14 protein-coding genes are annotated in these 11,870 nt (G+C 58.5%); all 14 read left to right on the top strand.

Features of this window, described 5'->3' with window-relative positions; translation table 11 throughout:
- The first annotated feature begins 118 nt into the window (after window positions 1–118).
- The 14 genes from NTX17_07400 to NTX17_07465 all read left to right on the top strand — a co-directional run bounded on the left by NTX17_07400 (window position 119) and on the right by NTX17_07465 (window position 11,826).
- A complete protein-coding gene (locus NTX17_07400; GenBank protein MCX5801193.1) occupies window positions 119–1,093 on the top strand; it encodes a PDZ domain-containing protein in 975 nt (324 codons plus the stop codon).
- 674 nt (window positions 1,094–1,767) lie between these two features.
- Window positions 1,768–2,505, top strand: a complete 738-nt coding sequence (pduL, locus tag NTX17_07405; protein MCX5801194.1) for a phosphate propanoyltransferase — start codon at window positions 1,768–1,770, stop codon at window positions 2,503–2,505.
- Between the two features lie 85 nt (window positions 2,506–2,590).
- On the top strand, window positions 2,591–2,863 hold the full coding sequence (locus NTX17_07410) for a BMC domain-containing protein (GenBank protein MCX5801195.1): 273 nt from the start codon (window positions 2,591–2,593) through the stop codon (window positions 2,861–2,863).
- A gap of 31 nt (window positions 2,864–2,894) precedes the next feature.
- The gene (gene eutM / locus NTX17_07415) at window positions 2,895–3,188 is read left to right on the top strand and encodes an ethanolamine utilization microcompartment protein EutM (GenBank protein ID MCX5801196.1); all 294 of its coding nucleotides are present in this window, start codon (window positions 2,895–2,897) and stop codon (window positions 3,186–3,188) included.
- Window positions 3,189–3,211: 23 nt separating this feature from the next.
- Window positions 3,212–3,517, top strand: a complete 306-nt coding sequence (locus NTX17_07420; protein MCX5801197.1) for a EutN/CcmL family microcompartment protein — start codon at window positions 3,212–3,214, stop codon at window positions 3,515–3,517.
- 140 nt (window positions 3,518–3,657) lie between these two features.
- Window positions 3,658–5,136 (top strand): aldehyde dehydrogenase EutE, encoded by a 1,479-nt coding sequence (locus tag NTX17_07425; protein ID MCX5801198.1) that lies wholly within the window; start codon window positions 3,658–3,660, stop codon window positions 5,134–5,136.
- A 54-nt stretch (window positions 5,137–5,190) separates the two neighbouring features.
- A complete protein-coding gene (locus NTX17_07430) occupies window positions 5,191–6,510 on the top strand; it encodes an SLBB domain-containing protein (GenBank protein ID MCX5801199.1) in 1,320 nt (439 codons plus the stop codon).
- A 31-nt stretch (window positions 6,511–6,541) separates the two neighbouring features.
- A complete protein-coding gene (locus tag NTX17_07435) occupies window positions 6,542–7,192 on the top strand; it encodes a BMC domain-containing protein (protein ID MCX5801200.1) in 651 nt (216 codons plus the stop codon).
- A gap of 19 nt (window positions 7,193–7,211) precedes the next feature.
- A complete protein-coding gene (locus tag NTX17_07440; protein ID MCX5801201.1) occupies window positions 7,212–7,484 on the top strand; it encodes a EutN/CcmL family microcompartment protein in 273 nt (90 codons plus the stop codon).
- 44 nt (window positions 7,485–7,528) lie between these two features.
- Window positions 7,529–7,753, top strand: a complete 225-nt coding sequence (locus NTX17_07445; GenBank protein MCX5801202.1) for a zinc ribbon domain-containing protein — start codon at window positions 7,529–7,531, stop codon at window positions 7,751–7,753.
- Between the two features lie 28 nt (window positions 7,754–7,781).
- Window positions 7,782–8,060 (top strand): HU family DNA-binding protein, encoded by a 279-nt coding sequence (locus tag NTX17_07450; GenBank protein ID MCX5801203.1) that lies wholly within the window; start codon window positions 7,782–7,784, stop codon window positions 8,058–8,060.
- A gap of 305 nt (window positions 8,061–8,365) precedes the next feature.
- Window positions 8,366–10,288, top strand: coding sequence for a VacB/RNase II family 3'-5' exoribonuclease (locus tag NTX17_07455; GenBank protein ID MCX5801204.1), 1,923 nt, complete (start codon window positions 8,366–8,368; stop codon window positions 10,286–10,288).
- Window positions 10,289–10,324: 36 nt separating this feature from the next.
- Window positions 10,325–10,732: a PilZ domain-containing protein gene (locus tag NTX17_07460; protein MCX5801205.1), complete on the top strand. Its 408-nt coding sequence runs from the start codon at window positions 10,325–10,327 to the stop codon at window positions 10,730–10,732.
- Window positions 10,733–10,782: 50 nt separating this feature from the next.
- Window positions 10,783–11,826: a PorV/PorQ family protein gene (locus tag NTX17_07465; GenBank protein ID MCX5801206.1), complete on the top strand. Its 1,044-nt coding sequence runs from the start codon at window positions 10,783–10,785 to the stop codon at window positions 11,824–11,826.
- Window positions 11,827–11,870 lie beyond the last annotated feature (44 nt).

The following is an 11,870-nucleotide window of genomic DNA, read 5'->3' on the forward strand; positions in this document are numbered from 1 at the left end:
GGGTGTTGAAGGTTTCGGAGACAATGTCCGGCGCAAAGCGCCGGACATCAGGGTGTCTCGGAACGCATCGGTCCGGGATTCCGAGTGCGCGCGAGAAGATCGAGAAGGAGGTTTGCAAATGGTTCTGCACTCCAGGGCGCTGACTGTGCTGGTTCTGGTTGCCGTCGTGGCGCTGGTAATCGCAGCGGGGTCGAGCGTGATGGCTCGGCCGGTCACCCGGTGTTCTTTTGCGACACCCTGTGTAGCGAAGTCGGTGGAGAAAGTTGATTCAACCCCGAAGGGTTGGCTGGGAGTTGAGATCCAGGACCTAACGCCGGAGCTTCGCGAGGTTTTGGAGCTTGACGAAGAGACCGAGGGCGTTCTCGTCGCGGGAGTGAGCGAGGGGGGTCCTGCGGAGAAAGCGGGGATCGGCAAGGGTGACGTGATAATGAGTCTCGACGCTAAGGTGGTTGATGGGACGCCCAAGCTGGTGGCCATGGTGAGCAAGAGGAAGCCTGGGGAAACGGTCACGGTCGTCCTGCTTAGAGACGGTCGAAAGAAAACCGTGAAGGTGACCCTGGGCAGTGAGCATCTGGAGTCCCTGCCGTCGGTGGAACATCTAAAGTTCGAGCTTAACAGGGGACGGCTGGGGGTGAACGTGGTGGACCTCAACCCGGATCTGGGTGGGTATTTTGGCGCCGCGAAAGGCGTCCTGGTGACGGAGGTGTTGGAGGGAACAGCCGCTGAAGACGCCGGCATCAAGGCGGGCGACATCATAATCAGCGCAGACGGAAAGCGCGTGGAGAGTAGAGAAGGACTTCTACGCATCCTCGGCAAGCGAGAAGTGGGCGACAAGGTTGAGCTTGTGGTGTTGAGAAAGGGTAGAGAGACGAAGCTCGGCGCAACCCTTGAGGAAGGGTCGTTCATGGCCTGGGTTCGGGGAGTTCGAAAGAAGGGGAGTTCCATTCCAGAACGATACATCACGCCAAGGGTGGAGAAGTTCAAGGGGAACGTTGAGCTTCGTCGTCGCCTGGACGATCTTTCACGCCAGATGGAGGAATTGCGGAAGAAACTTGACGAGCTGAACGAGGACTTGAAGACCCAGAGGGATTAGCCTCCTCCGGGGATTGGAGTCCAAAGAGAACGGCCCCATCCATAGACTGTAACCGTAGCTCAAGCGCACTGCCGGATACGAACTGGGATGGGGCCGCTGCTTTCCGGCACCTCCGTTCACACGTCCGTGAACGGAGGTGCCACCTCTAACCGCCGCAACTGCACCGAGTAAGAGATTGCGTCGCCTGCCGTGTTCACTTCGTTACCGCGAAGGATAGATCGAAGGCAGGCCAGGTGAACGAAGGTCTCGACCGTAAGCCCTTGCACGTCAAGCGGACGGACTCGTTGCGCTACGGTACGTGGAATCTGGCACGGAAGTTGTTATAGTCCCCGTGTGCGCGTTGATCGTTGCATGTGATCTTAGAGGCCGGGGAGCTGAACGTGACGTAAGACTCCGTTCTTCAATAATCCTTCCGACTTCTGCCTCAGCGAGAAACTCGCCCTGCGATTTCCTCCGTCGTCGCAGGGAAGGGGTCTTTCGCACGCGAAGTTCCCCGTGCTTCTCCGCGATAGCAGCCTCTTGCCTCGTGCCCGCAGTCGCCGCACTGCGCTAAAAGACGTTGACATGGTTCGCCTCCATCTGCTAACTTTCAGACGCCTAAAGAGATGCACAGAGGCCGCTCGAGAGAAGAGGCCTTCCAGAGTGAGGTGTTACCGCAACCCAGAGAGGTCAGATTGGAGCGCCGGCGCCCCTCCTGTCACGAATGTGGTTATTGTGATAACATCCCTCGCGCGACGACAAGGCTTGCCGAGTCCCCGGGGCTTGAGGAAAAGGAGCTCAGGGACGTCGCGCAGGCCGTTCTCGCTAGGGTCAGGGCCAGGCTCTCCGGCGTGCCGGCTCGTCTTGTTCCCGTGGCAGTCTCAGCGAGGCACGTGCATCTCACCAAGGAGGCGCTGGAGGCGGTCTACGGAACGGGCTACGAGCTTTCGAAACTGCGGGACCTGAGTCAGCACGGCCAATACGCTGCCAAGGAAACTCTGACGGTGGTCGGGACGAGGATGCGCACGATAGAAGGGGTGCGTATACTGGGGCCGGTTCGAAGCTACACGCAGGTTGAGCTTGCCAGGACCGACGGCGTAACGCTCGGTCTCGAGTTGCCGGTCAGGGATTCGGGAAAGCTCTCAGGGAGTTCGCCCATAGTCCTTGTCGGGCCTAGAGGTGCCTTGAGCTTGAAGGAGGGCGCAATAAGACCCACGAGGCACATGCACGCGAGCGAGAACGAGGCCGCCGTACTCAATCTGAGAGACGGCCAGACCGTTAGCGTCCGCGTCGCTGGCGAGAAGGGGCTCGTGTTCGAGAACGTGATTGTGAGAACGGACTCGTCGTTTGTGTTGGAAATGCACCTCGACACTGACGACGCCAACGCGGCAGACGTCTGTTGCGACACGTTGCTCGAAATTCTGGACGGCTAGAGAGACGCAGAACGAAAATCGTGACTTGCGGAAGTCACGCTCGATTGAGATCCTGCGAAGTTGAAGTTGCTAGGAGGTGATTAACTTGCAAGGCGAAGCGCTCGGTATGATCGAGACGAGAGGGTTTGTTGGGATGGTTGAGGCTTCCGACGCGATGGTGAAGGCTGCCAAGGTCACACTCGTGAAATACGAGAAGGTGGGTGGAGGCTACGTCACGGCGCTTGTAAGAGGAGACGTGGGAGCGGTCAAGGCGGCTGTGCAAGCAGGTGCGGCTGCTGCGGAGAAAGTGGGAGAATTGGTGTCGACCCACGTTATTCCCAGTCCTCACAGTCAACTTGAGGAGCCGTTGCTGAGGTAGTCGGCAGGCGTTCCCAAACGGAGGGGAAAAGATGGAAGAAGCTCTTGGTCTCATTGAGACACGAGGTTTTGTCGCCATGGTTGAGGCCTCCGACGCGATGGTGAAGGCCGCCAGGGTGAGGCTCGTGGGTTACGAGAAGATCGGCGGCGGCTACGTCACGGCCGTCGTCCGGGGCGACGTGGCGGCGGTACGTGCCGCTACGGAGGCAGGCGGGAGCGCAGCGAGCAAGGTCGGCGAAGTGATCTCCGTGCATGTGATCCCGAGACCTCATGCCAGTCTAGAGGACGCACTCCCGATAGGGAAGGCCTCCGAGTCAAAGAAGTAAGAGACAACTCAGCGGAGGCAGTCGTGATTCTTGGAAAAATCGTGGGAACCGTCGTTTCCACGCGCAAGGAAGAAGCGCTGACTGGCATCAAGCTACTTGTTGTCAGGGAGCTCGACACCGAGCTCAAGCTCAAGAGCAACCTTTTGGTTGCCGCAGACGCGGTCGGAGCAGGAGTCGGGGAAGTCGTGCTCTACGCGACTGGAAGTTCCGCAAGGCTTACCGACGTTACGCGGGACAAGCCTGTCGATGCCGTGATAATGGGCATCGTGGACACGCTCGAGATCGGGGGAAAAGAGATCTACCAGAAGAGCGTGGCTGGGCGAGGCTAGGCGTCACACGCGACTGGAGAGCGCCGCGGAGAGCGGCAAGGAGTCCCAACCGATACGGGCGGTGGGAAGCGATGGCAGTTCAGTGCCGGCGGAGAACACTGTCGATCGGGATCGCACCTGGAGACCCTGGAGACTGTTGAATGGTGTCTGACGACAAGAGAATCTCTGCTCTGATAGACGCAGTGCTGCGAGAGCTCAAGACTGAGGCGCCGGCAGAAAGGACTGAAACCAGGTCGAGCCGAGAAGTGTTGCGAGGTCAGTCTTTGGGCGAGACGCGCCCGAGAGCAGGAGGACAAACCTCTGTTTTTAGGGACGCGGATTCAGCGGCGCAGGCGGCTCTGCGAGCTCAGGAAGCCCTCGTTTCATCCACGTTAGAGCTGCGCAAGAAGATGATCGAGGCCATGAGGGAGGTCTCCGTCCGCAACGCACTTCTTCTCTCCAGAATGGCCGTCAAGGAGACCGGCCTCGGCAGGGTCGAGGACAAGGTAAAAAAGAACCTCCTCGTTGCGCAGAAGACTCCCGGCGTCGAGGACTTGAACCCGACGTGTTGGTCGGGTGACAGAGGACTCACGTTAACGGAGTGGGCGCCGTACGGAGTCATCGCCTCTGTGACTCCTTCCACAAATCCCTCGGAAACGGTCATCAACAATGCCATCGGCATGGTGGCCGCCGGTAACTCGGTGGTATTCTGCCCGCATCCTTCTGCAAAAGAGACCACGCTCGCTACGGTCGAGCTTCTTAACGACGCAATCGCGTCGGTTTCGGGCATAGACAATCTTCTTGTTTCGTTTGAGGAGCCCTCAATAGAGCTGGCCCAGGATTTGATGAAGCACAAGGGAATTGACTTGCTCGTTGTCACCGGCGGTCCGGCTGTTGTGAGGGCGGCCATGAACTGCGGGAAAAAAGTCATCGCCGGGGGCCCCGGCAACCCGCCGGTCGTCGTGGATGAAACGGCGGACATCGAGAAGGCGGGAAAGGACATTTTTGACGGCGCCTCTCTCGACAACAACATAGTTTGTATCTCTGAGAAGGAAATAATCGCAGTAGACGCGGTTTCTACCGAGCTCAAACGCGCCCTCGAGAGGGCCGGAGCGGTAGAGCTCGAGAGCGGTTTGGATTCAAAGCTCGTTCGGCTTCTGATCAAAGAGAATCGCGGGCCGGCGCGTCCTTCAGTGACCGAGAGGACTTTTGTGGGGAAATCGGTGGCCACGATTCTTACCGAGGTGGGGGTGAGAGTGCCGGAGGAGACGCGGCTGGCCTTCATCGAAGTCGCGTGGGATCATCCGTTTGTGTGGACCGAGATGCTGATGCCCATAATTCCATTGGTGAGGACGAGAAACGCCCAGGAGGCGATCGAGCTTGCGAAGAAAGTGGAACAGAATCTCGGTCACACGGCCGCAATTCACTCGAAGAACATCGAGCGGCTGAGCTACATGGCGCGACTGATGGACGTGTCCATTTTTGTCAAGAACGGGCCTTCCTTTGCAGGATTGGGTCTTGGGGGAGAGGGCTACACGAGCTTCACCATTGCGAGTCCCACTGGGGAAGGACTGACGTCCGCGAGGCATTTCTCGAGAATGCGCCGGTGCGTGCTCGTGGACTATTTTAGGATTGTCTAGCTTTTCGTTGAGTGTTCGAGGAATCCCGACTCGAAAAGGGAGAAACGGTTCTTGGTGACTGAACTTGTGCGGGCGATTGAAGAGGCAGGCGTGGTGGGTGCGGGAGGAGCGGGCTTCCCGACTCACGTGAAGGCGGCTGCGAGGGCGGACACGATCATCGCAAACTACGCCGAGTGTGAGCCTCTCGTTGCATCTGACACTGCCGTCATGACCGCTGAGCCCGAACTCGTGATGAGAGGTCTAAGACTTATGCAGGAGGCGACAGGCGCCCGGGAGGCCGTCGTTGCTGCGAAGGCCAAGAGAAAGGAGCAACTTGAGATCATCGAGAGGATTGCCAGAACACAAGGAGGCTTTTCTCTCCATCTCCTGGAGGACGTCTATCCTGCGGGCGATGAGCATTTGCTCGTCGAGGAAGTGACGGGCAGGGTCGTGCCCCAGGGAGGCATTCCTCCTCAGGTGTCGGTCGTTGTGAGCAACGTGACCACGTTGTGGCGCGTTGCACTCGCCGCCGACGGGAAAGCATTTACGGAAAGATACGTGAGCGTAGCCGGTGAGGTGAAGAATCCCTCCACGCTCCTGGTTCCGATAGGAACGCCGGTTTCTCGAGTTTTGGAGGCGTGCGGCGGGGTAACGGCAGAGGGCTGCGTGTTCATTCTCGGCGGCCCGATGATGGGGGAAATCGTGGAGGATACCGCCGTGCCGGTGAGGAAAAGCACAAGCGCGGTCGTGGTCCTTCCCCCAAATAACCCTCTCGTGAGAAAGAGGCGGGTGAGTGTTTCTGTGGCCGTGCGCAGAGCCATGGCTTCGTGCATGCAATGCTACGATTGCACGCTGCTTTGTCCGAGGCACTTGCTCGGGCATCAGCTCTTCCCGCACAAGACGATGCGCTCCGTGGCCTTCTGGATAGAGGGCTCTCCGGATGATTTGGTGTGCGCAACTCTTTGCTCTGAGTGCGGTCTCTGCGGCATCTTCGTTTGTCCCATGGACCTTTCGCCCGTCACCGTTTATCAACGCATAAAGCAGGATCTTGCGGCGAGGGGCGTGAGGCCGAGGGTGGGGCGGGAAGCAGTGCGGCCGCTGCCCGAGAGACACGGCAGACACGTTCCGCTGGAGCGTCTGGTGGCAAGACTTGGACTCGGCAAATATGAAGTCGGGGCTCCTTTGAAGGAGAGGTTGCTTGACGTGGGGGAGGTCAGGATTCCGTTGGGCGAGAAGTGGGGACGACTCAGGCCGACGGTACGCGTCGGGGAGTCGGTAAAGACGGGGACGGTCGTGGCGGAACCTCTGGGCCCCGGGCCGGGAGCCAGGGCACACGCCAGCATAGACGGAAAAATAGAGAAGATCACTGAGGAATCTATTTGTATTGCTGCATGAAAGCGTGATAAGGATGAACGGGTGATGGACGATGCAAGTTAAGCAACCGGCCCCCGACAAGAAGAGACGCGGCTTAGAGGTGGGTGGAGCAGATCCCGAAGGAACCGGGCCACGGACTGACGGCGGACCTCTCGACGAGCCGGCGCTCGGTCTGGTCGAGTTGAACACCGTGGCGATAGGCATCCTGGTGGCTGACGAAATGCTGAAAGCGGCCCCGGTGAGACTTGTCGAGGCCACGCCCGTGTGCTCGGGGAAATACGTGGTGATAGTAAAGGGTGATGTGGCGAGCGTGGACGCGAGCGTTGCGAAGGGGACCTCCGTCGGTGAAGAGTGCGTCGTCGACACGCTTTTCCTTCCGAACCCGCATCCCGGCATTTTCGCCGCGATCACTGGAACGTCTGAGATTGAGAAGATCGAGGCGCTGGGAGTCATAGAAACCTTCTCTGTGGCGTCGACGATTGTTGCAGCCGACGCAGCGGGGAAGGCAGCAAGAGTGAAGATGATCGACATTCGTTTGGCGAAGGGCCTGGGAGGCCGGGCGTTCGTGACCCTCACCGGTGATGTGAGCGAGGTCGAGGCCGCAGTTGAAGCAGGGAGCAAGCATCCGAGGGGGAAGGGGCTTCTCGTGAGAAGCATAGTGATCGCCAGGCCGGATGAGGCTCTGTTCGAAAAGCTACTGTAGTGACGAGGACGATGGCGCAATGCACCTGGCGCGAGTGATAGGCACGGTGGTTTCGACCGCCAAGGTAACGTCCCTCAAGGGATACAGACTACTTGTCGTGCAACCCCTGGACGAGAAGGGGGTCGTGACCGGTCCGCCCGTCGTTGCGGTGGACACCGTGAGCGCCGCGCCGGGCCAACTGGTCTTTTTCGTGAGGGGCAGAGAAGCTGCGTCGGCACTTGCTGACAAGTTCAACCCCGTCGACGCTACGATAGTCGTGATTCCGGACGAGGTAACGGACGAACAGGTTTGACATGAGGCCGCGGCTGTGATAGCTTCGCCCTGGGTGTTTTTCAGATGCCGATATATGAATTCAAGTGCCGTTCGTGCGGCAAGAAATTCGAGAAGCTCTGCGCAATTGGCAAGGACACCGGGATCGGGTGTCCCAAGTGCGGGAGTCGCAAATCGGAGCGACTCTTCTCGCTATTTGGCGTGGGGTCTTCGTTGAAGTCCGGAGCTGGTTCCCATTCCAAGTCATCGTGCGGTAGTTGTGGCGGCGGGAGCTGCTCGACTTGCCGATGAGAAATCGATTGAAGTCGGGGGTGGCAGCATGACAAAAGCTGAGATCGTCAAAGAAGTGTCGAGGCGAACAAGGCAAGGCCACAATGAGACGGCGACCGTGGTGGAAGAGGTTCTCTCCTCGATTTCCAGAGCGCTGAGCGAGGGAACCGAGGTGAAGCTTCGAGGTTTCGGGACCTTCTCTGTCGTTGAGAAGGCCCTCAGCATGGGAAAGAATCCCAGAACCGGACAGGACATCATTGTTCCCGCGAGGCTGATGCCTGTTTTCAGGCCGGCTCCGGCGCTGAGATCGATCGTATCGGAAGGCTGACCGTTCCTCACCGCTCTGCAACGAGTACGGAGGCGCATCAATGGGTTGTGGAAAGAAGAGAAAGAAAAAGAAGATCGCGACACACAAGAGAAAGAAGAGACTGCGCAGGGACCGTCACAAGAAGAGAATACGTTAGACTGGTGACTGATTTTGTCTAGAGAAGGGACGCCGGAGGGCTCGGGCTCTACGCTCGTGGGCCGCACTCCGGCGTTGCTTTGTGTGAGAATTGACCGCCTCGCGGGGCTTCGGCCGGGGCAGGAGCCGGGTGTCCCGAGACGAACTCGCACTCTGGAGGAAGCAACGCCTTGCGAAGAAAGATGAGACCCACGCCCAGGGCGTGGAGGGTGACGGGACGGCTGCGGAGAAGCTCGGCGCGCTTCGGTTTTGTGACAACCGAGGGAGCGGACGGCGACGTGTATGTGCCTTCGCGTCATCTGTCGGGGGCCCTCGACGGTGACGAAGTGGAAGTCGAGGTGAGGAGGAATCGGAGCTCGGGCCTATTGGAAGGGAGAATAGTCAGAATCACCCGCCGCCTCCCGAGAGAATTGACGGGCAGAGTAAGGGAGACTGGAGGAGGGCGCGTGTTCATACCCGACGACCCCAAGTTCCCGAGTCCTCTCGGAATCGCGAAAAGCAAGAAAGAAGTTTGTGCGGAGGGCGATCGTGTGGTGGCCACGCTTGAGCCGCGTGACAGAGGGGACGTCAATAGGTGCAGGATCACGGAGGTCCTGGGCGACTCGAAGGACGCGAGGCTCGACAGCATGATTGTTGCGAGGGAATTCGGTATTCCTACTGCATTCGGAGCGAGAGCGCAGGAGGAGGCGGAACGTCTCGCGGACGAGGGCACGGGAAACCGGGCGGAGCTCTCGGATCACAGGGTCTTCACGATCGACCCCGCGGAGGCGAAGGATTTCGATGACGCCGTATCGGTGAAGGAGCTTCCTTCCGGGAGTCTGGAAGTCGGCGTTCACATAGCGGACGTCTCCTCCGTCGTAGAGAACGGAGGGGTACTGGACATCGAGGCCATGGATCGAGGCAACAGCGTCTATCTTCCGGACGTCGTTTTTCCGATGCTTCCCGGCAGGATCTCTAACGAGCTCTGCAGCCTTGAACCGGAAAAGCCCAAACGCTGCATGAGCATCATGATGGAGCTCACGAGAGACGGCAGCCTAGTTCGATCGAGAATTCTTGAGACCAACGTCACGAGCGTGAGGAGATTTACGTACGACGAGGTTCAGGCAATCCTGGAAGGAAAGCTCGAATGTCCCCGAGAACTTCAGCGGGACCTGAGCCTTCTGCATTCTCTGGCGCAGGCGCTGAAGGAGAGGCGGCGCGAGGGGAATGCCGTCGACCTCGAGATACCCGAGATGAAGGTTCAGCTTTCGGAGCAAGGTGTGCCTCAGGGGCTTTATCTTGCCGAACACAGCCCCGCACATTCTCTTATCGAGGAGCTGATGGTGCTGGCAAACACCGTCGTTGGTTCAAGCATCAAGGCCTTGGGCGTGCCCTTCATTTTTCGGGTTCATCCCAGGGCGAAGAAAGAGAAAATGGAGGAGTTCTTTCGGGCGGCGCACGTAATCTCACCGAAAGTGACCGTACGGCCCAGGGGCGATTTCAGGAGGCTGAAAGACCCGTTCGAGGCGGGGCTCGATGGATCGAGGAAGAGGCTTCTGGATTCATTCTTCGTACGTTCTATGGAGAAGGCTCGCTATGACGTCTCCGACGTCGGGCACTACGGTCTCGGGACCGAGAGCTATTGCCACTTCACGTCGCCTATTCGCAGATACGCAGATCTCGTGGATCACAGAATAGTCAGAGCCTGCCTGATTAGAAGGGCGAAGCGGGTCGGGCGAGAAATCGAGGCGAAACTCTCGGTCGCCGCGGAACTCTGTTCGGAGAGGGAAGTGAGAGCAGACGAAGCAGAGAGGACTGCCGTGAGGGTGAAGGCGCTCAGATTCATGGAGCGCTTCCTCGGAGATGTGCTTGAGGGAACCATAGTGGGTGTGATAAATTCAGGTTTCTTCGTGGAGATTTGTGGACACTGGGTTGAGGGTATGGTACCTAAAGACTTGTTGCGAGATGACTCTTACTATTTCGACCAGGAGCATTTTGCCTTGGTAGGCAAGAGGAGAGGGACAAGATACTCGCTCGGGCAGTCTCTCAGGGTTCAGATTGTGAGAGTCGAACCGCTGGCTCGCATGATGGACCTACTGCCGGTCAGGGAATAGAACTGACTGCCGATTCCAATCGAAGGAGATGAAAGCGTGGAAAGGAACAAGTCGTTCATCGAGAGACGGAAAAGCCATCGCGTTGAGGCCAGAGTACCCCTCCAGTTGGAGGAGAGGGAACAAGAGGTCGGCGGAGATATTATTCCCGCAGAGAGTGCGAACTTAAGCGAAGGTGGGGTGTATTGTGAGGTAGAGAAGTATCTGCCGCCTCTTACGAGAGTGTCACTCACGCTGTTGCTGCCCGCCTTCGGTGAGAAGCACTCTAAGGCCCAGCAAATCAAGGCGGAAGCGGTCGTGGTCAGAAATATCCCTGTCAAGACGGGGAGAAAGGTAATAAAATATAGAATCGCCTGCGCCTTCACTACCATTTCGGACGAGCAGAGGGAGGTAGTGAGGGACTACATCATCTGGCATCTTCTGCGTGGTTTGCAGGGGCAAGGGTGAACGCGGCGCACCGCGAGGGAAGTGTGTTTCTTGGACACAGGAGGAAATCCGTGACGCGAGTGTTTGTTGTGGCGTTTTGTGTTGCCCTGCTGCTCGCTTCCATCAGCGCTTGTGCTCTTGCCGACAAGTACGCGGCGGAGTTTCTCAAGGTGGGGGCCGGTGCGAGGGCCTTGGGCATGGGTGGCGCATTCGTCGCGCTGGCCGATGACGCGAGCGCCATTTACTGGAATCCGGCGGGGATCGCGTCGGTGCGTAAGACTGAGATTGAGGCAATGCACGCGGAGCAATTCGGAAGTCTCATAAACTACGATTTCGTGGCCGTTGCGTTTCCGATTTCCGGGGACGCCGCGAGGAAGGCCTCTATCGGAGCCGCCATCATCCGGCTCGCCGTGGACGACATTCCCTACACTAAGAATCTGGAATGGGAGGATTACGGCATCGACCAGACCCCGGGGACGGGAGATTACGGCGAAGGGAACGGTACGTGGGATCCGGGAGAGAGGATAGTACTGGACGAGGGAAAGATGATCTGGAAGAGCAACGCCGACATGGCGCTGCTCCTTTCGTACGCCTCGGAGCTCACGGAAAAGATCTCCGTCGGTGGCACGTTCAAGCTGGTCAGGCAGGAGATCATAGACAACAGCAGCCTCGGAGCCGGGGTGGACATCGGCGCCATTTATACCTTGAACAAGTCGACGTCCTTCGGTCTCGTCGTTTCCGATGCTACTACTACTCAGCTTGTCTGGGACACGGGGCATCACGAGTTTGTAGCGCCGACAGTGAGAATGGGCGGACAATACACGAGAAAGATCGGCCCTCTTGACGGCATCGGCACTGCCGCCCTGGACATGGAGATTGGATTTGAGAAAAGGAGACTGGCGAGCCAGTTTTGGGCCGGGCCATTCACGGCCGATGTCAGTGCAGGTGTTGAGTACTGGCTCAAACGTGCGGTTGCGATCCGTGTGGGGCTCGACGCGGGGAGATTTACAGCGGGAACGGGTGCCAGATTCTCCAGATTTGGTTTCGACTACGCCTTCCTGAGCCACAAGGATCTCGACAATTCCCACCGGGTCTCGGCGTCGTTTCGTTTCTAGGACGGCCGGATCCCACCGCAGTGTCTGTGGAGAACGTTCGAAAC

This window comes from Candidatus Eisenbacteria bacterium, assembly GCA_026388185.1.
Lineage (GTDB): Bacteria > Eisenbacteria > RBG-16-71-46 > JAFGJU01 > JAFGJU01 > JAPLKG01.